We start from the raw sequence: 20350 nt of genomic DNA, 5'->3' as shown, positions 1-20350 counted from the left end.
CATTACGAAGTGTCGGTATGCGGGGCATCCATCTCAAGGATGATGTTCTGAAATCGTGTCGTGCCGTTCAGCGGCGCTTCAACCACCCGAAACGCGAGCCGCGCACCACCCGCAGTGGCTGCGTGACCACTGCATCGACCACCATCGAGCCGTCGGTCGGGCCGACGATCGCCATGGCAGAGGTCTCCGTGCTCTCCACCGGGTCGACGGGCAGACGGGCGAGAGAGCGATGGGCGCGGACGTACGCGGGCACCAGCAGCACGATCGCTCCGAGCCAGGCTAGCGGATTGCTCAGCGCGACGCCCTCGAATCCGGTCAACGCCCCGAGCACGAGCGCCGCGCCCACGCGCATCACCAGCTCGATCACACCGGTGACCGTCGGGACGAGGGTGTGGCCGAGGCCCTGCAGCGCGCCGCGGAGCACGAAGAGCACGCCGAGCGCCCAGTAGCCGCATCCGTTGATGATGAGCATGAGGTGGGCGAGCCTGACGACCTCGTCCGACCCCTCGCCCACGAACAGGCGCACCATGGGCGTGCCGAACGCGATGATGATCACGCCGAGGGCGATGCCGGCGGCGACGGCCATCCAGGTTCCCTCGACCACGCCGCGGCGGATGCGGTCGGGCCGACGACCGCCGAGGTTCTGCGCGGCATACATCGACGACGCCAGCCCCAGCGACGACAGGAACGCCACCGCCAGTCCGTCGACTCGCGAGGCCGTCGTGTAGGCGGCGACCGCCTCCGAGCCGAGCGTGTTCAACGCGACCTGCACGGTGAGCGTGCCGATCGCGATGATCGAAGCCTGGAATCCCATCGGCAGGCCGAGGCGCAGGTGCTCGCGGATGTCGTCGCCGGTGACCTGCCAGTCCACGCGGCGCAGGTGCAGCATCGGCAGGCGGCGGCGGACGAACTCAAGGCACAGCGCCACGGACACCGCCTGCGCGACGACCGTGGCGAGAGCCGCCCCGCCGACGCCCCACTCGAGCGGGCCGACCATCAGGATCACGAGACCGACGTTCAGGGCGCACGAGACGGTGAGGAAGATCAGCGGCGTGCGGGAGTCGCCGATCGCGCGGATGATCGCCGAGAGGTAGTTGAAGAACATGGTCGCGCTCGCGCCGAGGAAGCTGATCTGCGTGAAGGTCGTCGCCTCCGCCATGAGCTCGGGAGGAGTCTGCAGGAGCGCGAGCGTGGGTGCGGCGATGAGCGGCGCGACCACCGTGAGCACCACGCTCGTGATGCCGGTCAGGATCACGCCGGTCGCGACCGATCTGCGCACCGCCGCGCCGTCGCCGGCGCCGAAGGCCTGCGCGATCGGGATGGCGAAACCGCTGGTGAGGCCCCAGGCGAAGCCGATCAGCAGGAAGAGCAGGCTGCCGGTGGCGCCGACCGCGGCGAGCGACTCGACGCCGAGGTGGCGTCCGACGACGACGGCGTCGGCGAACTGGTAGAGCTGCTGGACGACGTTGCCGAGGAGCAGCGGGATGGAGAACGACAGGATGACACGCCACGGACGGCCCGTGGTGAGGGAGGTGGCCATGAGGGAAGCGGCTCGCAGTACTGGGGGATGATCGGGGGTCGAACAAGGATATCGAATCGATTCGGTTCTTCACCATCCACGATCGGCAAGTACGGTCGGAAGGATGCCGCGACGGCTCGCGGCCAGGAACACCGGAGGTTCGATCGATGACGACAGAGAAGACCGGAGGATCCGTCGAGGTGGACGGAACCACGACGGACGACGAGCAGCACCTGCGGCGAGCGCTCAGCAACCGCCACATCCAGCTGCTCGCGATCGGCGGTGCTATCGGCACCGGCCTGTTCATGGGGAGCGGCAAGACGATCTCGGTCGCCGGCCCGTCGGTGATCTTCGTCTACATGATCATCGGCTTCATGCTCTTCTTCGTCATGCGGGCGATGGGCGAGCTGCTGCTCTCGAACCTCAAGTACAAGTCGTTCAGCGACTTCGCCAGCGACCTCCTCGGCCCGTGGGCGGGGTTCTTCACCGGATGGACCTACTGGTTCTGCTGGGTGGTCACCGGTGTCGCCGACGTCATCGCGATCGCCGGCTACACGGACGCGCTGTTCCCAGGCATCCCGCTGTGGATCCCCGGTCTGCTGGTCATCCTGATCCTGCTCGCGCTGAACCTGCCCAGCGTCGCCGCCTTCGGCGAGATGGAGTTCTGGTTCGCGCTGATCAAGATCGTCGCGATCGTCGCGCTGATCATCACGGGCCTCGTCATGATCATCACGGGCTTCCAGCACGACGCGGGCACGGCGAGCTTCGCCAACCTGTGGGACCACGGCGGGATGTTCCCGCACGGCTTCATGGGCTTCGTCGCCGGCTTCCAGATCGCCGTGTTCGCCTTCGTCGGCGTCGAGCTCGTCGGCACCGCGGCCGCGGAGACCAAGGATCCGGAGCGCAATCTGCCGAAGGCGATCAACGCCATCCCGATCCGCATCCTGCTCTTCTACGTGGGCGCGCTCGTGATCCTGATGGCCGTCACGCCGTGGACCGAGTACGTCGCGGGCGAGAGTCCGTTCATCGCGATGTTCGCGCTCGCCGGTCTGGGCATCGCGGCGACCGTGGTGAACCTGGTCGTGCTGACCTCGGCGATGTCGAGCGCGAACTCCGGCATCTACTCGACCTCGCGCATGGTGTTCGGGCTCGCACAGGACGGCGATGCGCCGCGCGTGTTCGGCCGGCTGTCGAAGCGACGCGTGCCGCAGAACGCCCTGTTCCTCTCGTGCATCCTGCTGCTCTCCGGCGTCGTGCTGCTCTACGCGGGCAAGGACATCGGCACGGCGTTCGACATGGTCACCACCGTCTCGGCCGTGTGCTTCATGTTCGTGTGGACGATCTTCCTGTGCAGCTACCTCGCCTACCGGCGCACACGCCCCGAGAAGGCAGCCGCCTCGCGCTTCCGGATGCCGGGCGGGATCTTCATGGTCTACGTCGTGCTGGCGTTCTTCGTCTTCATCATCTGGGCGCTGACGACGCAGCCCGACACTCTCACCGCCCTGCTCGTCACGCCGATCTGGTTCGTGCTGCTGTTCGTGGCGTGGCTGTTCGTGCGGCGCTCGCAGAACCACCTCACCCGACACGCCGCCCACATCGCGCACCTGCGAGACGACTCGGCGGAGTAGTCTCGCGCGTCTCGCGTTCACAACTCAGCAGGAACCGGCCGATTCTCCGAAGAATCGGCCGGTTCTCGTGTGTTCGGGTTCAGCCGTGCTGAGTAGTGAACGAGCAGGGGTGAGAGGGGTTCCGACAGCCCCTCCCTCACCGCGGCGCACGCGCGTAGCGTCGGCCCTGACGAAAGGACATCTGATGCACACACGCACACTCGGACAGGGCCTCGAGGTCTCCGCAGTCGGTCTCGGCTGCATGGGGATGTCGCAGAGCTACGGACCCAACCCCGGCACCCGCGACGAGATGATCGGAGTGCTGCGGTCGGCGCTCGATCTCGGCGTCACGTTCTTCGACACCGCGGAGGTGTACGGGCCGTACGTCAACGAGGAGCTCGTCGGCGTAGCGCTCGAGCCGATCCGCGACGATGTCGTGATCGCCACCAAGTTCGGGTGGCGCATCGAAGGCGGTAAGAGCGTGGGCCTGGACAGTCGGCCGGAGCAGATCCGCCGGGTCGCCGAGGAGTCGCTCCGACGCCTGCGCACCGACGTGATCGACCTCTTCTACCAGCACCGCGTCGACCCCGATGTGCCGATCGAAGACGTCGCCGGCACCGTGGGCGAGCTGATCGCCGAGGGCAAGGTGCGTCACTTCGGGCTCTCCGAGGCGTCGGCATCCACCATCCGGCGCGCTCACGCGGTGCATTCCGTCACGGCATTGCAGAGCGAGTACTCGCTGTGGACGCGCGATCCTGAGGCCGAGGTGCTGCCGGTGCTCGGCGAGCTCGGGATCGGCTTCGTGCCGTTCAGCCCGCTCGGCAAGGGGTTCCTCACCGGCACCGTCGACACCAGCACCTCCTTCGCCGACGGTGACATCCGCGGCACGATCCCCCGATTCAGCGAGGAGAACCGCGCTGCCAACGTGGCCCTCGTCGATCACGTCGCCGCCCTCGCGACGGCGAAGGACGCCTCCCCCGGTCAGATCGCGCTCGCCTGGCTGCTCGCCCGCGAACGGTGGATCGTGCCGATCCCCGGCACCCGCCGCACCTCGCGCATCGCCGAGAACGCCGGGGCGACGGGCGTCGCGCTGTCGGCGGACGAGGTCGCCGATCTCGATCAGCTCGCCGAGCGCGTCGGGGTCCAGGGGGACCGGTACAACCCGCAGCAGATGTCGTTCGTGGATCGTTGAGCCGGCGCGTGCGCTGGGTAGTCTGAGGCGGATGACCCCGCCCCGCAGCTACCCGGCCACGATCGCCGCGCCGGTGGAGCACGAGCTGGTGGTCAAGAAGTCGCGGTTCATCGCGACCGTCGAACCCGTCGGATCGGTCGAGGACGCGGATGCCGTGATCGCCCGCCTCCGCAAGCGGTGGTGGGACGCCCGACACAACTGCAGCGCGATGGTGACCGGGCTCCTCGGCGATCAGGCGCGTTCGTCGGACGACGGTGAGCCGTCCGGCACCGCAGGAGTGCCGATGCTCGAGGTGCTGAGGCGGCGCGAACTGACCGATGTCGTCGCCGTGGTGACGCGATACTTCGGCGGAGTGAAGCTCGGTGCCGGAGGGCTCGTGCGCGCCTACTCCTCGGCCGTGTCGGAGGCCCTCGACCTCGCATCGCTGCTGCGGCGGGAGTCGCTCACGCAGGTGATGCTCGAGGTTCCGCACGCCGAGGCCGGCCGCTACGACAACCTCCTGCGCGAGTGGGTGTCGCGTCACAGGGCCACGCTCGGCGAACCTCGGTACGCAGCAGCGGTGACCCTCGAGGCGTGGGTGCCCGCGGGACAGGTGACCGAACTCGCCGATGGCCTCGCCGCGGCATCCGCTGGTTCCGTCGTGCCGGTGACGGGCGAGGAGCGCATCGTCGACGTGCCCGCCGGTCCTCCGTCATCGTCGGGCTGATCCACAACAGCGCCCGGATATCCTGGATGCCGCGATCTCGGAAGGAGAGCGATGTTCGACAGCCCGCTCTCCGCGTCGGCGTATGAGGTCCTCGGGGTGGATCCCGCCGTCGATGACGTCGAGCTGCGTCGCGCCTACCGGCTGCGCCTCCGCCAGACGCATCCGGACACCGGCGGGGATGCGGCCGTGTTCATCCAGGTGCAGCGCGCCTGGGAGCTGATCGGCACGCCGGAGGACCGCGCGGCGTACGACCGGCGCTCGGGGGCGCACCCCGGCATCCCGGCAGAGCCCGAGTGGAACGGCTGGCGCCCTCAAGCGGCGACCCGCACCGACACCCGTCCGCGGGCTCGCTCCTACGGACACCCCGGCGGCTGGCGGCGCGAGCGTTATCTGACCCTCATCCGCGAATGGGCGGGCCGCGGTGTCGAGGTTCCCGACCCTTATGACCCCGCGCTCGTGCGCTCGGCGCCGCGTGATCTGCGTCGCCTGCTCGCCGACGCCCTCGCCGAAGAGGCGACCGCCCGCACCGTGAGCGCCCTGGGCATGGGGTTCACCGTGTGGCACGACGTCGCGACCGGCCGGGATGCCGACGACAAGCTCGACCACGTGGTGCTCAGTCCGTCCGGGCTCTATGCCGTGATGTCCGAGGACTTCGGCGGGGTCGTCGGGTTCCGCCGCGGCGAGATCACCGGCCCGAGCCTCGGAACCCGAGCGCCCGTCACCGCGGCACTCGCGCGCATGCGCTCCGTCGCCAAGGCCGCCCGCGTGAAGTTCGGAGGGGTGATCGTCGTCCTTCCCGACGACGACCTGGCCCAGGCTGTCACGCCCCTCGGCAGCAGCCGCGGCGTCCCGGTCGTGGTGGTGCGACGCAGTGCGCTCGCGATGGTGCTGCGCCAGGGCGTTGCCGGTGCCAGGGCGATCGGCGGCAACGAGCTGTTCGACATCCGCACCCGCCTGCAGCAGACCGTCACCTTCGTCTGACGCCCCGGCTTCCCGCGTCCCTCCCGTCTTCGATCTGTCCCGATCAGCGGAGGTTGTCCCGATTCGCGGACCCATTCGGCGTTTTCGTGTGCAGATCGGGGCAACCTCCGCGATTCGGGACCGGAAACCGGGAAAAGGGAGCCGGACCGCGGAAAGGCCTCTGCGCTCTTCGGCCCTCTCCCCGGCGGTCGACCCGCTGGCCCCGCCTCTGCCGCTCCCGTCTTCGCCTGTCCCGTTCTGCGGAGGTTGTCCCGATTCGCGGACCCTTGCGGCGATTCCGTGTGCAGATCGGGGCAACCTCCGCAATCCGGGACCGAGAACCAGGAACAGGGACCCGGACCGCGGAAAGGCCTGTCCTCTCCCGGCCGTATCCCGGCATCCGGCTCGCTGTCTCGCCTGTCCCGGCCCTTCTCCGGCTTGTCCCGATCAGCGGAGGTTGTCCCGATTCGCGGACCCATTCGGCGTTTTCCTGTGCAGATCGGGGCAACCTCCGCGATCTGGGACCGGGAACCGGAACCGGGAACCGGAAACCGGGGACCGGAAACCGGGGACCGGGGACCGGAAACCGGGAACCGGGAACCGGAACAACGGGCAAGGGATCGACACAGGACCCCTTGACCCCGATCGTCAAACCGGTTTACACTCGCCTCACCCGCATTCGTCAAACCGGTTAGATGCACGACCGGATGCCGAGGGCCTACACCACGAGGAGGTGGCATGAGCCGCACGACGATCGCCGACGTCGCCCGCGAGGCCGGCGTCACCAAGGCCACCGTCTCGCACGCCATGAGCGGCAAGCGGCCCATCTCCGACGACACCAGGGCCAAGGTCCTCGCGGCCGCCGAGAGGCTGAACTGGGTGCCCAGTCAGAGTGCCCGTTCCCTGGCGACGCAGACCGCCAACGCGATCGCCGTGGTCCTGGCCCGCGACCCCGAGGTCATCGCCAACGACTCGTTCTTCCCTGCTTTCATCGCCGGCGTCGAATCGGTGCTCGCCGAGACCGAGACGGCGCTGATCCTGCAGGTCGTGCCCGACCGCGCCGCCGAGGAGCGCACCTACCGCGCACTCAGCCACGGTCGCGCCGACGGCGCCCTGCTGCTCGACCTGCGCACCGACGACTGGCGCGTGCCGCTGCTCGAGGAGCTCGGCCTGCCGGCCGTCCTGGTCGGAGCCTACGAACAGCCCACCCGGTTCTCCTGCGTCCGCACCGACGACGCCGAGCCGGTGCGCGAGATCATCGCCCACCTGCGCGCTCAGGGTCACGAGCGCATCGCCCACGTCTCGGGCCCACTCGAGTACGTGCACTCGCGAGTCCGCGCGGATGCCTACACCGACGCGGTCGGAACCGATGCCCTGCTGCGAGAAGGCGACTTCACCGCGGCGAGCGGACGTGCCCGCACGGCAGAGCTCCTCGAGCTCGCCGACCGCCCGACCGCCGTCCTCTACTCGAACGACACCATGGCGATCGCCGGGCTGTCGTACGCCCGGTCGAACGGCCTGAGCATCCCCCGAGACCTCGCCATCGCCGGCTTCGACGACGACCACCTCTCCGCCCACCTCTCCCCCGCCCTGACGAGCGTCTCGTCGGGGCCCGCCGCACGCGGACGTGCGGCAGCCCGACTGCTGCAGGCCGACATCCTCGGCTCCGACCCGCGCACCGAGGTCGTCGACTGCAACGTCGTGCACTTCCGCGAGAGCACGAGCACGACCACGAGCAGCCAGAGCACGACCACGAGCAGCCAGAGCACGAGCACGAGCACGGGCACGAGCACGAGCACGGAGAGCACGACCCGCTAGACGATCACCCGAAAACATCGCGTCAAGGAGGACACCATGAAGAAGAAGATCCGCGCAGCTGCGCTCCTGGGAGTCACCGCTCTCATCGTCACCGGATGCTCGGCCGGAGGAGGCGGGGGCGGCGAGGAGTCCGCCGGCGCCACCGGCCCCATCGACATCTGGCTGTCGAACAACGAGCAGGAGGTCGCCTGGGGCACTGCCGTCGTCGACGCCTGGAACGCCGAGCACCCCGACGAGAAGGTCAACGCCCAGGAGATCCCTGCGGGCTCGTCGTCGGAGGAGGCCATCACCGCCGCGATCACCGCCGGCACCGCGCCCTGCCTCGTCTACAACGTGGCCCCGGCCGCCGTCTCGGGCTGGGTCAAGCAGGGCGGACTCGTCGACCTCAGCACGATGGAGGGCGGCAGCGACTACATCACCGAGCGCGGTGGAGACGTCGAGTCGTACGCCACCGACGGCAGCTTCTATCAGCTGCCGTGGAAGTCGAACCCGGTGATGGTCATGTACAACAAGGCGCTGTTCGAAGCCGCGGGCATCGATCCCGAGGACCCGCAGATGAATACGTACGACGCGTTCCTCGAGGGGTCGCGGGCGATCGTCGAATCCGGCGTGCAGAGCGCGATCTGGCCGGCGCCGACGAGCGAGTTCTACCAGCCCTGGTTCGACTTCTACCCGCTCTACCTCGCCGAGACAGACGGCACCATGCTCGTCGAAGACGGCAAGGCGACGGTCGACTCGGATGCCGGACGCGAGGTCGCCGAGTTCTGGAAGACCTTCTACGACGAGAAGCTTTCGCCGAACGAGGCCTCGACCGACGATGCGATGTCCGCCGGCACCACCGCCATGCAGCTCGCAGGGCCCTGGGCCATCCCGTCGTACGCCGAGACGGTCGACGTCGGGTTCATGCCCGTCCCGACCAGCGACGGCCGCGAGAACCCGACGACTTTCGCCGACTCGAAGAGCGTCTCGATGTTCACCGCGTGCGAGAACCAGGGCACCGCATGGGAGTTCCTGAAGTTCTCGACGAGCGTCGACAGCGACGGACAGCTCCTCGAGGCGACCGGTCAGATGCCGATGCGCACCGATCTCACCGAGACGTACGCCGACTACTTCGACGCGAACCCGAACTATGTGGCGTTCGCCGAGCAGGCCGAGGCGACCGCCGATGTGCCCAGCATCCCGAACTCGGTGGAGGCCTGGCAGGCATTCCGCGACGAGTACTCCGCCGCGGTCATCTTCGGCAAGGAGTCGGTCGACGACTTCCTGAAGAACGCCACGACCAAGATCGACGACCTCGTCGCCGAGTGATGAGCCTGCGATGACGCTCCGAGACGACGCCGTCGCGGACGCGGCCGGGGGCACTGCCGCCCCGGCCCCGTCCACGGGGCGACCACAGAAGGCGCGGTTGCGCACGCGCCTGCTGGGTGCCCAACCGCTCGGCGGCCTCTTCGCGCTGCCGTACTTCATCTTCGTGATCGCGATCTTCGCGTATCCCCTGGGGTTCGCGGTCTACATCGCCTTCCACGACTACTTCTTCACCGCCCCGAACGTCGAGGTCGAGCGCCCTTTCGTGGGCTTCGACAACTTCGTCACCGTGCTCACGGATCCACGGGTCCTCGGCTCGTTCCGCAACACCCTGATCTTCCTCGTCATCAACGTGCCGCTGACAGCCGTGCTCTCCCTCGTGCTGGCCGCGGCGCTGAACACCGGCATCCGCTGGGTCGCCGCCTACCGCGTGGCGTTCTACGTGCCGTATCTGACGGCCAGCGTCTCGCTCGTCGGCGTGTGGATGCTGCTCTTCTCGGGCAACGGTCTGATCAACACGATCCTCGGCCCGCTCGCCCCCGATCCGTCGTGGCTGGTGAACAGCGGCCTGGCGATGCCGATGATCGCGCTCTACGTGACGTGGAAGCAGCTCGGGTTCTACATCCTGCTCTACCTCGCTGCGCTGCAGAACGTGCCGAAGGAGCTCTACGAGTCGGCCGAGACCGACGGCGCCGGAGCATTCTCGCGCTTCTGGAACGTCACGGTTCCCGGGGTCCGCAGCGCCACCACGCTCGTGCTCATCCTGTCGATCATCACGGGAGCGAACCTCTTCACCGAGCCGTACCTGCTGACGAACGGCGGCGGCCCCGACGGCGCCTCCTCGACGCCGGTGCTGCTCATCTACCAGTTGGGCATCCAGCAGCAGAACCCCGACACCGCGGCCGCCATCGGCATGATCCTCGTGGTCCTGGTCGGGATGCTGTCGCTCGCCGCCAACCGCGCAACCAGGGAGCGATGACCATGAGACGCACGCGTTCACTGCCCCGCATCCTGAGCCTCATCCTGCTCACGGTCGCGGCCATCGGCTTCGCCTTCCCGTTCTACTTCATGCTGGTCGGGGCCTTCCAGGAGAATCCGACGAACTCGCCCAGCGAGCTCTTCCCGACCGGCGGATGGACGGTCGACAACTTCCTCGCGATCGACTCCCGCATCGATCTTGCGGGCTCCCTGCTCAACTCGCTGATCTTCACCGCGGGCGTGCTGCTGGGCACCGTCGTGTTCGGGCTGCTGGCCGGGTACGCGATCGCCCGACTCGACTTCCGCGGTCGCGGCGTGATCTGGGTGCTGATGCTCCTCGTGCAGATGGTGCCGTTCCAGCTGCTGATGATCCCGCTCTACGTGCAGATCACGCGCAGCTACGGCCTCGGCGACTCGTACCTGGGCATGATCCTGCCGTTCCTCATCAACACCACGGCGGTGTTCATCTTCACCCAGTTCTTCAAGGCGCTGCCGGTGGAGATCTTCGAGGCCGCCCGCATCGACGGCGCCGGCGAGATCCGACTGCTGATCTCCGTCGCGATCCCGCTCATCCGACCGGTCCTGGTGACCGTCGTGCTCGTGACCTTCATCGGTCCATGGAACGAGTTCCTCTGGCCCTTCCTCATCACGAAGGATGCGTCGCTGCAGCCGCTGGCGGTGTCGCTCGCGAACTACATCTCCAACGTCGCGCAGTCGACGGCCAACCCCAACGGTGCGATCCTCGCCGGCGCGACCGCCCTGGCGTTCCCCGTCGTGATCCTCTTCATCGTGTTCCAGCGCTTCTTCCGAGCCACCGACCTCGGCGCGGCCGTCAAAGGCTAGCCAGAAAGGCATCCATGTTCACCGGAGCATCCTTCCCCCTCGGCCCTTTCACCCCCTACGAGGGCAACCCCATCCTGCGTCCGAAGGGCGACAGCTGGGAGTCCGCGAACCTCTACAACCCGGCCGCGCTCGTCGACGGCGACGAGGTCGTGCTGCTGTACCGCGCGCACGCCGACGACATCGTCTCGCACATCGGCATCGCCCGGTCCCGCGACGGCGTGAACTTCACGCGCGAGGACGCCCCCATCCTCTCGCCGTCGGAGGACTACGAGCGCTACGGATGCGAGGATCCGCGCATCGCGCTGATCGACGGCACCTACTACCTGACCTACACCGGGTGGGATCGGCGCAGCGCGCAGCTCTGCCTCGCCACCTCGACGGATCTGCGCACCTGGACGAAGCACGGTCCGCTGTTCGACGACTTCGACACGTTCAAGACCATGGATCCGCGTGGGTTCAACTGGTCGAAGGCCGGCGTCATCGTGCCGCAGAAGATGCACGGCAAGTGGTGGATGTACTTCGGCGAGGGGGCGATCTACTGGGCGACCAGCGACGACCTAATCCACTGGACGCCGGGGACGGCCGACACCGAACCGATGTACTCGCCGACCCCGGGCACCTGGGACGAGGCGCTCGTCGAGATCGGCACCTCGCCCGTGCTCGCCGACAACGGACTGCTCGTGTTCCTCACGAACGGCGCGACCCGCACCGTGCACGACGACGGCTCGGTCGACGTCGACTACCGCTGCGGACAGATCGCGATCGACCCCGACGAGCCGACGAAGGTCATCGCCCGTCTGCAGGAGCCGTGGCTGCGCCCGCAGACGTTCGAGGACATGCACGGTCTGGTGTCGAACGTGACATTCGTCGAGGGGCTCGTGAAGTTCCAGGGCCGGTGGTTCGCGTACTACGGACAGTCCGATACAACACTGGCCGTCGCCATCCACGACCCCGCCCAGCCGTGGGGTCGCGCCCTCCGCGAAGGCGACAGCGAGGGCGACGACACGAGCACGAGCACGAGCGCGAGCACGAGCGAGGAATGAGACCATGGCCATCTCCCGACGGACCTTCCTGAGTGCGGCTGCCGCCACCTCGGCGCTGGCGCTGCTGCCCCTCGATCCGGCCGGAGCTCAGGCCTCGGCATCCGCTTCTCGCGTGCCGCTCGGCACCCTGCCGACCGGGTCAGCTCGAGGCGCGCGGCTGACGAACCTCGCTCACCTGCGTTTCCTGCTCGCCGAGGTGCCGATCACGGCGACCGCCACCCACACGACGTACGACATCGACGCCTCGCCGACCGTGCTCGCACCGTGGACGTATGCCGACACCGATGGCGCCGGCGGATACCGCCCGGTCGGCGGGGGCACGAAGGATCCGACGAGCGGCTACTGGTCGCAGGGTGCCTACAACGCGGATGACATCGCCCGGGCCGCCGTCGTGTTCCTGCGGGAGTGGAAGGCCACGGGCGACGCGCAGGCCCGCGAGGAGGCGCGTGAGGTGCTGAGATCGCTGGCGTTCCTGCAGACGGCGAGCGGCGAGAACGCCGGACGGGTGGTGCTGTGGCAGCAGGAGGACGGCACGCTCACCCCCAGCGCGATCCCCGTCGAGCTGCCCGACCCGTCGGACTCGGCGGAGTCGTACTGGCTGGCGCGCACGGTGTGGGCGTTCGGCGAGGGGTACGCGGCATTCCGTCGCGAGGATCGGGCGTTCGCGGCGTTCCTGCTCGAGCGGCTGCACTCGTGCCTCGACGCGCTCGAGCGAGAATCGCTCGCCCGAGCCGGACAGTGGGTGCGCAGCGATGGCCGGCGGCTGCCTGCCTGGTTGATCGCCGGCGGAGCGGATGCCACGGCAGAGGCCATGCTCGGGCTCGCCGCGGCCACCGAGGCGGGCGACACGCGCAGTCGCCGCGCCCTGCAGACCTACGGCGAGGGTGTCGCCGCGATGGCGACCGACCCGGCGAAGGGCTGGCCGTTCGGCGCTGTCCTGCCCTGGACCGGCTCACTCGGGTTCTGGCACGCGTGGGGCGCCGCCGCGCCGGAGGCTCTGGCTCGGGCCGGTGCCCTGCTGCGGCAGCGAGCCTGGACCGCCGCCGCAGTGTCGGATGCCGGGAGCTTCACGCCTCAGGTGCTCGCCTCCGGCGGACCGCACAATGCCTGGGCGCCACTGCCCGCCGAAGCGCAGATCGCGTACGGCGCGCACGGTCGCGTGGCCGGTGCGGTACAGGCTGCCACCGTCGGCGGCGAGGGATTGCGAGTGCTCGCCGGGCTCGTGGCCGGCTGGTTCTTCGGCGCCAACACGGCCGGCATCCCCGTCTACGACCCGGCCACCGGCGTCACATTCGACGGCATCGAGACGGATGGGCGCGTGAATCGCAACTCCGGCGCTGAATCGACGATCCACGGGCTGCTGACGATGCTGCTGCTCGACGCGAACCGCGACATCGCCCGCATCGCGACCTCGATCACGGGGCTCTCGTCGTTCTCGGGGCTGCGGGTGATCGACGCGGAGAACGCGCGGCTCTCGGCCGGATGCGAAGTGATTCGTCCCGAGGGCGGCGCATGGACCGGCGAGGGCAACCTGTCAGGCGGAGCGTACGTGCGGGTTCCCGCGGGCGAGTCGGTCGAGTTCGACGTGACCGAGGCGGGCGGCATCCTGCACGGCCTGATCTGGAGGCAGAAGGCGGATGCCGGAGATGCCGTGTGGGAGGTGTTCCGTGGGCGCCGACGCCTGTGGAGCAGTCGTATCCCTGCGGGCGGGACCGGCGACCGCGGCCTGACCGAGGCCGACGGCATGCTCGTTCCGCAGCTGCTCGGCGGCGATCTGCCTGCGGAGCCGGTCACCGTGCGCTGCACGAGCCGCGGTGATGTGCGACTCGACGCCCTCGTGATCCAGCCGGCTGTGGTGAACGCCGTGTATGCCACGACATCCGGTTCCGCCGTGCTGTATGCGAACGGGACGCGGCGCGATCAGCGGGTCGCGCCCCTCGCTGCGGGGTCAGGACACGCATACGACGCCGAGGGGTCGTCACGCGGTCAGGCCGTGCAGGGCGGGAAGGTGCGCGTGCGCGGCGGAGGCTTCACGATCACGCGGTGAGTCCTGTGGTGGGCGTGTCACGCAGGGGTGTCCGCCCGGGATGCGTTCGGACTACGGTGACGGAGTGACCATGAACGATCCGCTGCCCGACCACCCCTCGCCCGACAACCCGACCGGCAAGCTGGTGCTACTGCGCCATGGCGAGACGGAGTGGTCGAAGGCGGGATTCCACACCGGGCTCACCGACATCCCCCTCACGCCCCGCGGCGAGGATCTCGCCCGTGGTGCGGGACAGCTGGTCGCGGACTACGACTTCTCCCTCGTGCTGTGCTCGCCCCTGGAACGCGCCCGCCGGACGGCCGAGCTCGCCGGGCTGCACGCCGAGGTCGATCCGCTCCTCGTCGAGTGGGACTACGGCGGGTACGAGGGGCGCACGACGAAGGACATCCGCGAGGAGCTCGGCTACGACTGGAGCGCCTTCACCCACGGTGTGATCCGGGGCAAGACGCCCGGCGAGACCGTCGAGGAGGTGGCAGCGCGGGCATCGCGCGTGCTCACCCGGGTTCTGCCCGCACTCGTCGACGGAGATGTGGCACTGGTCGCGCACGGCCACTTCCTCCGCATCCTCACCGCGGTCTACCTGCGCCTCGCTCCGCGATTCGGTGCGCAGATCACCCTGGATGCCGGATCGGTGTCTGTGCTGAGCTTCTATCGCGAGCAGCCGGCGATCCTGACCTGGAATTACGGCCTCGAGCTGCCCCTTGCGCCGTCGGAGTCCTGATCTTCCCGCACGCCGCGCCCGACACGCCGTTCTTTTGAGTAATTCAAAAGAACGGATACGGTGGAGGCATGGACACCGACTTCGACTCCGCACTGCATGAGGCGGGGCTGCGGGCGACCGCCGGCCGCGTCGCGGTGCTCGAGGTCATGGAGTCCATGGCCCACACGGATGCGGAGCGGGTCTACCGCGCCGTGTCCGAGGTGCTGCCGACGACGTCGATCCAGTCGGTGCACAACATCCTCGCGGACCTGACGACGGCGGGGCTGCTCCGCCGGATCGAACCGGCAGGCTCCGCGGCGCTCTACGAACGGCGCATCGGCGACAACCACCATCACGTCGTCTGCACCCGATGCGGTGCGGTCGGCGATGTGGACTGCGTCGTCGGCGAAGCGCCGTGCCTCACCCCGTCTTCGGCGGGGGGATTCACCGTCCAGACAGCCGAAGTGACCTTCTGGGGCCTGTGCCCCAGTTGCCAGAACGCCGCGCAGTAGCATCCGCCGCCTCTCCCGACCCCGGGAGCATCGTCGTCGTGCCTGCGCGCAGAAGGAGAAGAACATGACCGACCCATCGACCACGCCGACCCCGGCGACCACCACCCAGACGGGTACCCCCGTCGCGAGCGATGCCCACTCGCTCACCGTCGGAGCAGACGGCCCCACCGTTCTGCACGACCGCTACCTCGTCGAGAAGCTCGCGTCGTTCAACCGCGAGCGCGTGCCGGAGCGCAACCCGCACGCCAAGGGCGGCGGAGCCTTCGGTACGTTCACCGTGACCGAGGACGTCTCGGCCTACACCCGTGCCGCGGCCTTCCAGCCGGGCGCTCAGAGCGAGACGCTGCTGCGCTTCTCGTCGGTCGCTGGCGAGCAGGGCTCCCCCGACACGTGGCGCGACGTCCGCGGCTTCGCGCTGCGCTTCTACACGTCCGAGGGCAACCTCGACATCGTCGGCAACAACACCCCGACCTTCTTCCTGCGCGACGCCATGAAGTTCCCGGACTTCATCCACTCGCAGAAGCGCCTCGGCGACTCCGGTCTGCGCGACGCCGACATGCAGTGGGACTTCTGGACCCTCTCCCCCGAGTCCGCCCACCAGGTCACGTACCTCATGGGCGACCGTGGCCTGCCGCGCAGCTGGCGCCACATGAACGGCTACGGATCGCACACCTACCAGTGGGTCAACGCCGCCGGCGAGCGCTTCTGGGTGCAGTACCACTTCCTCTCGAAGCAGGGCGTCGAGGCGATGAGCGCCGAAGAGGCCGAGAAGCTCGCCGGATCGGATGCCGACTACTACCGTCGCGACCTGTTCGACGCGATCGCGAGCGGCGACGCCCCCTCGTGGGATGTCTACGTGCAGGTCATGCCGTATGAAGAGGGCAAGACCTACCGCTTCAACCCGTTCGACCTCACCAAGACCTGGTCGAAGAAGGACTACCCGCGCATCAAGGTCGGCACGTTCACGCTCGACCGCAACCCGCAGAACTTCTTCGCCGAGATCGAGCAGGCCGCCTTCTCGCCCGGCAACCAGGTTCCCGGCACGGGCATCTCGCCCGACAAGATGCTCATGGCTCGCGTGTTCGCCTATTCGGATGCTCAGCGCTACCGCATCGGTGCGAACTACAACCAGCTGCCGGTCAACCAGCCGCACGCGGCCGAAGTGCGCAACTACATGCACGAGGGCCAGATGCAGTACAAGTTCAACCCGGCCGAGCACCGCGTCTACACGCCGAACTCCTACGGTGCGGCCGGTGGGCCCACGGCCGACCCGGCCGCCGGCGTCGAGGCGAGCTGGGAGTCGGACGGCGAGCTGATCCGCGCCGCGGCGACCCTGCACCTGGACGACGACGACTTCGGCCAGGCGGGCACGCTGTACCGCACGGTCTTCGACGACGAGCAGCGGGCGCGCTTCCTCGACACCCTGACCGGCCAGGGCCAGGGCATCACGATCGACGCGATCCGCGAGCGGTTCTTCCAGTACTGGACGAACGTCGACGCATCGCTCGGTGAGGCTCTGCGCGCGCGCTTCTGAGCCGCATCCGCTCTGCCTTCTGCCGCGCAGCATCCTGCTGAGCGCAGGACGAACGCCCGAGATCAGGACGAATCCCACCGGATTCTCCTGACCTCGGGCGTTCTTCCTGTTTTCGGGGACGGGTTTTCGGGGCCGGGTTTCGGGGCCGGGTTTCGGGTGCCGCCCGCCGCGCGATGCGACCGACCACGGAGCAGGAGGATGATGGATGCCGTGGCTGTCCCTCTCTCCGACCTGACCAACATGCCCGAACCTCAGCAGGTGTACGCCGCTGACGGCACACGCCTCGCGACGTACACGTGGGGCGAGCTCGACGCTCCGGTGGTGGTGATCGTGCACGGTTTCGCCTCGAGCGCCCGCGACACCTGGGTGCTCACGGGGTGGGTGCGCGAGCTCACCAAGGCCGGATACCGCGTGCTGGCCCTCGATCAGCGCGGCCACGGCCTCAGCCAGAAGCCGCATCAGCCCGATGCGTACGGCATCCGCACCCTGGCGACCGACGTCGAGACGGTCATGGACGCGTATCTCGTCGACGACGCCTTCTACGTCGGCTATTCACTCGGCGCCCGCGTCGGATGGGAGGTCGTCCGCGACCTGCCGCACCGGATCGGTCGTGCCGTGCTCGGCGGCGTGCCGGACGGCATCCCGCTCGCCCGCCTGGATCTCGACCAGGTGCGTGCGTACCTGGCCGACGGCACCCCGGTGAGCGATGCGACGACGCAGAACTACATCACGCTGACCGAGCGAGTGCCGGGCAACGACCTCGCGGCGCTCGTCGCCCTGGCCGAGGGGATGCGGTCGTCACGGACCATCGACCCCGACCCGTCGAATGCTCCGGCGGGGCCCATCCTGTTCGCCACCGGGTCGAAGGATGCGATCATCGAGGGTTCGAAGGCTTTGGCGTCCGCCGCCCCTCAGGGGAGGTTCTTCGAGATCCCGGATCGCAACCACTTCAACGCCCCGGGTTCGCGCGCCTTCAAGGAGGCGGCGTTGGCCTTCCTCTCCGAGGCCTGACCATCGCCCGTTCCGCGGCCAGAGCCGGCCACCGACGCATATGCACTGACGGCGCTGCACCGACGCGCATGCACTGACACATCCAGCGAACTCCGACACGCACCAGCACGACAAGAGCCCCCCGTCCGTCAGGACGAAGGGCTCTCGGTGCGTCCGTCAGACCGTGGCGCTCTGCTCGCGCTGGGGCAGCACCCATCCTGCACGCGGGAAGTGGCACGTGTAGCCGTTCGGGTACTTGATCAGGTAGTCCTGGTGCTCCTCCTCGGCCTGCCAGAACGGGCCAGCGGGCTCGATCGTGGTCACGGCCTTGCCCGGCCACAGGCCGGAGGCGTCGACGTCCGCGATGGTGTCACGGGCGACGGCCTCCTGCTCGGGGGTGAGCGGGAAGATCGCCGAGCGGTAGCTCGAGCCGATGTCGTTTCCCTGACGGTCCTTTGTCGACGGGTCGTGGATCTGGAAGAAGAACGCGAGGATGTCGCGGTACGTCGTCTTCGTGGGATCGAAGACGATCTCCACAGCCTCGGCGTGGCCGGGGTGGTTGCGGTAGGTCGCGTGATCGTTGCTGCCGCCGGTGTAGCCGACACGGGTGTCGAGCACGCCGGGCTGGCGGCGGATCAGGTCTTCCATGCCCCAGAAACAACCGCCGGCGAGCACGGCGGTCTCGGTCCCGGGGGTGCGGGTGATGGTTCCGGTGTCGGTCATGACTGCTCCTCAGAGGTGGATGCGGTGGTGTCGGCGTCGGAGCCGGCGAAGAGGTGACGGTAGCGACCGTACCCCTCATCTTCCAGGCTGTCAGCCGGGATGAAGCGCAGGGCGGCGGAGTTCATGCAGTAGCGGAGGCCACCGGCATCCCTCGGTCCGTCGTCGAAGACGTGCCCGAGGTGGCTGTCGGCGCCGCTGGAGCGGGCCTCGGTGCGCTTCATCCACAGGGTGCGATCGGTGCGGGTGGTGACCGCATCCGGCTCGATCGGCTTGGTGAAGCTCGGCCATCCGGTGCCGCTGTCGAACTTGTCGGTCGACGCGAACAGCGGCTGGCCCGAGACGACGTCGACGTAGATGCCGTCGTCGTGGTTGTTCCAGTAGGCGTTGCGGAAGGGCGGCTCGGTGGCATCCTCCTGCGTCACCTCGTACTGCAGGTGCGTGAGGTCGCTGACCGCCTGCGGGGTCTTGCCGTACTCGTTCGACATGGTCTGTCTCCTTTGTCTGACGCGGCTGGCTGCAGCGTCATAGAGGAGAACCAGGCGGAGGCCCGATTTGGTCCCGCGGAACTGTGAGCGCGCTGTGAGTTCGAAAGCAGTCGATAGAGTTGCTCAGCCGGACACATACCCCCAGGGAGACGCACATGTCGGTTGGACTGCTCGCCGTCGTCGATGACATCCTCAGCGCGGCGATGAAGGCCTCGGCCAAGGCCGCCGGCGTCGTGATCGACGACGCCGCCGTCACCCCGCAGTACGTGCAGGGCATCACGCCCGCTCGCGAGCTGCCGGTGGTCGCGAAGATCGCCGTCGGATCGCTGGCCAACAAGTTCCTCATCATCATCCCCATCGCGCTGCTGCTGACGGCCTTCGCGCCGTGGGTGCTGCCCTACCTGCTGATCCTCGGTGGCGCGTATCTGTGCTTCGAGGGTGCCGAGAAGGTGCTCGAGTGGTTCGGCGTGCAGCACGGCCACGCCGATGAGAGCGCCCGCAACGAGAACAAGCTCGTGTGGGGTGCGGTGCGCACCGACCTGATCCTCTCGACGGAGATCATGCTGATCTCGCTCGCGAACCTCGAGGCTGGCCTCGACATCTGGACCACCCTGGCGATCCTCGCGGTGATCGCCCTGCTCATGACCGGCGTCGTCTACGGGGCCGTCGCGCTGCTGGTGAAGATCGACGACATCGGCCTGAAGATGGCGAAGAACCCCTCGAAGCGGGTTCGTCACACCGGCACCAGGATCGTCCGGTCGATGCCGGCCGTCTTCCGCTTCATCAGCATCCTCGGCACCGTGGCGATGCTGTGGGTCGGCGGCCACCTGCTGCTGGTGAACCTCGGCGAGGTGGGCGTGCACTTCGGCGCCGACATCCTGCACGCCATCGAGCACTTCCTGGAGCCTGCCGGCGGCGTCATCGTCTGGATCGGCGACACCCTGTTCTCCGCCATCGCCGGTCTCGTCGCCGGTCTGATCGTCGTCGGTGTCATCCTCGGCATCGGCCGCCTGATCGGCAAGAAGCCCAGCTTCCACGAGGGCGAGGAGTCGCCGGCAGACGTCCACGTGTGACGCCGGTCAGCGGCGTACGCGCCCGATCCAGCGGGCGCGGATGACCGCTGCAGGAGTCGACCGGTACACCTGGATGGTGACCGCGACGTCGGCCAGCTTCATGCCGAGACGCCGCGCATAGAGCTCGCGGGCCGCAGATTCGACTTCCGCGAGCGTGCTGACCCGCACCTGTGCGCCGACGTCGACGGCGTGCACCAGCCACCAGCCTCGCTCGACGAAAGCCGTCACCTCGTAGGGATGCCGCATCTGCGCTCCGATCGTCTCCGCGGTGAGAAATCGCCACCTATGTAGACCGTGGTTGTCGTCCCCGTGAGC

19 protein-coding genes are annotated in these 20350 nt (G+C 68.4%); 15 read left to right on the top strand and 4 right to left on the bottom strand.

The genetic code is table 11. The features are described 5' to 3' along the window. Positions 1–67: 67 nt before the first annotated feature. A complete protein-coding gene (locus BLW44_RS02235) occupies positions 68–1540 on the bottom strand; it encodes an MATE family efflux transporter (RefSeq protein ID WP_060927705.1) in 1473 nt (490 codons plus the stop codon). A gap of 146 nt (positions 1541–1686) precedes the next feature. Between BLW44_RS02235 and cycA the strand changes: the two genes are divergently transcribed. The 14 genes from cycA (at position 1687) to BLW44_RS02165 (ending at position 17775) form a co-directional block, all read left to right on the top strand. Beyond that, complete coding sequence (cycA, locus tag BLW44_RS02230; RefSeq protein WP_060927706.1) at positions 1687–3147, top strand: D-serine/D-alanine/glycine transporter; 1461 nt, start codon at positions 1687–1689, stop codon at positions 3145–3147. A gap of 184 nt (positions 3148–3331) precedes the next feature. After that, complete coding sequence (locus tag BLW44_RS02225) at positions 3332–4318, top strand: aldo/keto reductase (protein WP_060927707.1); 987 nt, start codon at positions 3332–3334, stop codon at positions 4316–4318. A 31-nt stretch (positions 4319–4349) separates the two neighbouring features. After that, on the top strand, positions 4350–5024 hold the full coding sequence (locus tag BLW44_RS02220; protein WP_060927708.1) for an IMPACT family protein: 675 nt from the start codon (positions 4350–4352) through the stop codon (positions 5022–5024). Positions 5025–5075: 51 nt separating this feature from the next. After that, positions 5076–6005 carry a DnaJ domain-containing protein gene (locus BLW44_RS02215; protein ID WP_060927709.1) on the top strand — a complete coding sequence of 310 codons (930 nt, stop codon included), beginning with the start codon at positions 5076–5078 and terminating at the stop codon, positions 6003–6005. A gap of 717 nt (positions 6006–6722) precedes the next feature. Then, positions 6723–7802 carry a LacI family DNA-binding transcriptional regulator gene (locus tag BLW44_RS02210; protein ID WP_082724581.1) on the top strand — a complete coding sequence of 360 codons (1080 nt, stop codon included), beginning with the start codon at positions 6723–6725 and terminating at the stop codon, positions 7800–7802. Positions 7803–7838: 36 nt separating this feature from the next. Beyond that, complete coding sequence (locus BLW44_RS02205) at positions 7839–9110, top strand: extracellular solute-binding protein (RefSeq protein WP_060927710.1); 1272 nt, start codon at positions 7839–7841, stop codon at positions 9108–9110. A gap of 10 nt (positions 9111–9120) precedes the next feature. Next, entirely contained in the window at positions 9121–10086 is a 966-nt protein-coding gene (locus BLW44_RS02200) for a carbohydrate ABC transporter permease (protein ID WP_060927711.1), read from the top strand. A gap of 2 nt (positions 10087–10088) precedes the next feature. After that, positions 10089–10928 (top strand): carbohydrate ABC transporter permease, encoded by an 840-nt coding sequence (locus BLW44_RS02195; protein WP_060927712.1) that lies wholly within the window; start codon positions 10089–10091, stop codon positions 10926–10928. Between the two features lie 14 nt (positions 10929–10942). Next, complete coding sequence (locus BLW44_RS02190; RefSeq protein ID WP_060927713.1) at positions 10943–11971, top strand: glycoside hydrolase family 130 protein; 1029 nt, start codon at positions 10943–10945, stop codon at positions 11969–11971. A 4-nt stretch (positions 11972–11975) separates the two neighbouring features. Continuing rightward, positions 11976–14018 (top strand): hypothetical protein, encoded by a 2043-nt coding sequence (locus tag BLW44_RS02185; protein WP_060927714.1) that lies wholly within the window; start codon positions 11976–11978, stop codon positions 14016–14018. Between the two features lie 70 nt (positions 14019–14088). Continuing rightward, on the top strand, positions 14089–14739 hold the full coding sequence (locus BLW44_RS02180; RefSeq protein WP_060927715.1) for a histidine phosphatase family protein: 651 nt from the start codon (positions 14089–14091) through the stop codon (positions 14737–14739). A gap of 68 nt (positions 14740–14807) precedes the next feature. Beyond that, the gene (locus tag BLW44_RS02175) at positions 14808–15230 is read left to right on the top strand and encodes a Fur family transcriptional regulator (RefSeq protein ID WP_060927716.1); all 423 of its coding nucleotides are present in this window, start codon (positions 14808–14810) and stop codon (positions 15228–15230) included. Positions 15231–15294: 64 nt separating this feature from the next. Beyond that, the gene (locus BLW44_RS02170; protein WP_060927717.1) at positions 15295–16764 is read left to right on the top strand and encodes a catalase; all 1470 of its coding nucleotides are present in this window, start codon (positions 15295–15297) and stop codon (positions 16762–16764) included. 201 nt (positions 16765–16965) lie between these two features. Further along, positions 16966–17775: an alpha/beta fold hydrolase gene (locus tag BLW44_RS02165; RefSeq protein ID WP_060927718.1), complete on the top strand. Its 810-nt coding sequence runs from the start codon at positions 16966–16968 to the stop codon at positions 17773–17775. A 156-nt stretch (positions 17776–17931) separates the two neighbouring features. Here BLW44_RS02165 and msrA read toward each other — a convergent pair whose 3' ends face one another. Beyond that, complete coding sequence (gene msrA / locus BLW44_RS02160; RefSeq protein ID WP_060927719.1) at positions 17932–18477, bottom strand: peptide-methionine (S)-S-oxide reductase MsrA; 546 nt, start codon at positions 18475–18477, stop codon at positions 17932–17934. Further along, on the bottom strand, positions 18474–18962 hold the full coding sequence (gene msrB, locus BLW44_RS02155; RefSeq protein WP_060927720.1) for a peptide-methionine (R)-S-oxide reductase MsrB: 489 nt from the start codon (positions 18960–18962) through the stop codon (positions 18474–18476). The genes msrA and msrB overlap by 4 nt, the downstream gene beginning before the upstream one ends. A gap of 155 nt (positions 18963–19117) precedes the next feature. Between msrB and BLW44_RS02150 the strand changes: the two genes are divergently transcribed. Further along, entirely contained in the window at positions 19118–20035 is a 918-nt protein-coding gene (locus tag BLW44_RS02150) for a DUF808 family protein (RefSeq protein WP_060927721.1), read from the top strand. Positions 20036–20041: 6 nt separating this feature from the next. Here BLW44_RS02150 and BLW44_RS02145 read toward each other — a convergent pair whose 3' ends face one another. Then, positions 20042–20281 carry a hypothetical protein gene (locus BLW44_RS02145; RefSeq protein ID WP_060927722.1) on the bottom strand — a complete coding sequence of 80 codons (240 nt, stop codon included), beginning with the start codon at positions 20279–20281 and terminating at the stop codon, positions 20042–20044. Between the last annotated feature and the right edge of the window lie 69 nt (positions 20282–20350).

The sequence above is a fragment of the Microbacterium hydrocarbonoxydans genome, assembly GCF_900105205.1.
GTDB classification, from domain to species: Bacteria; Actinomycetota; Actinomycetes; order Actinomycetales; family Microbacteriaceae; genus Microbacterium; species Microbacterium hydrocarbonoxydans.
Note: the sequence above shows the minus strand (reverse complement) of the source record. Positions and strands in the feature narration are given on the sequence as shown.

Bases quoted from the DNA above. Each gene is read 5' to 3' on its own strand.
- BLW44_RS02185 (WP_060927714.1), top strand. From the start codon at position 11,976: ATGGCCATCTCCCGACGGACCTTCCTGAGTGCGGCTGCCGCCACCTCG.
- BLW44_RS02165 (WP_060927718.1), top strand. From the start codon at position 16,966: ATGGATGCCGTGGCTGTCCCTCTCTCCGACCTGACCAACATGCCCGAA.
- BLW44_RS02145 (WP_060927722.1), bottom strand. From the start codon at position 20,281: ATGCGGCATCCCTACGAGGTGACGGCTTTCGTCGAGCGAGGCTGGTGG.
- BLW44_RS02220 (WP_060927708.1), top strand. From the start codon at position 4,350: ATGACCCCGCCCCGCAGCTACCCGGCCACGATCGCCGCGCCGGTGGAG.
- BLW44_RS02195 (WP_060927712.1), top strand. From the start codon at position 10,089: ATGAGACGCACGCGTTCACTGCCCCGCATCCTGAGCCTCATCCTGCTC.
- BLW44_RS02200 (WP_060927711.1), top strand. From the start codon at position 9,121: ATGACGCTCCGAGACGACGCCGTCGCGGACGCGGCCGGGGGCACTGCC.
- BLW44_RS02175 (WP_060927716.1), top strand. From the start codon at position 14,808: ATGGACACCGACTTCGACTCCGCACTGCATGAGGCGGGGCTGCGGGCG.
- BLW44_RS02235 (WP_060927705.1), bottom strand. From the start codon at position 1,540: ATGGCCACCTCCCTCACCACGGGCCGTCCGTGGCGTGTCATCCTGTCG.
- BLW44_RS02180 (WP_060927715.1), top strand. From the start codon at position 14,089: ATGAACGATCCGCTGCCCGACCACCCCTCGCCCGACAACCCGACCGGC.
- BLW44_RS02210 (WP_082724581.1), top strand. From the start codon at position 6,723: ATGAGCCGCACGACGATCGCCGACGTCGCCCGCGAGGCCGGCGTCACC.
- BLW44_RS02205 (WP_060927710.1), top strand. From the start codon at position 7,839: ATGAAGAAGAAGATCCGCGCAGCTGCGCTCCTGGGAGTCACCGCTCTC.
- BLW44_RS02150 (WP_060927721.1), top strand. From the start codon at position 19,118: ATGTCGGTTGGACTGCTCGCCGTCGTCGATGACATCCTCAGCGCGGCG.
- msrA (WP_060927719.1), bottom strand. From the start codon at position 18,477: ATGACCGACACCGGAACCATCACCCGCACCCCCGGGACCGAGACCGCC.
- BLW44_RS02190 (WP_060927713.1), top strand. From the start codon at position 10,943: ATGTTCACCGGAGCATCCTTCCCCCTCGGCCCTTTCACCCCCTACGAG.
- BLW44_RS02225 (WP_060927707.1), top strand. From the start codon at position 3,332: ATGCACACACGCACACTCGGACAGGGCCTCGAGGTCTCCGCAGTCGGT.
- msrB (WP_060927720.1), bottom strand. From the start codon at position 18,962: ATGTCGAACGAGTACGGCAAGACCCCGCAGGCGGTCAGCGACCTCACG.
- BLW44_RS02215 (WP_060927709.1), top strand. From the start codon at position 5,076: ATGTTCGACAGCCCGCTCTCCGCGTCGGCGTATGAGGTCCTCGGGGTG.
- BLW44_RS02170 (WP_060927717.1), top strand. From the start codon at position 15,295: ATGACCGACCCATCGACCACGCCGACCCCGGCGACCACCACCCAGACG.
- cycA (WP_060927706.1), top strand. From the start codon at position 1,687: ATGACGACAGAGAAGACCGGAGGATCCGTCGAGGTGGACGGAACCACG.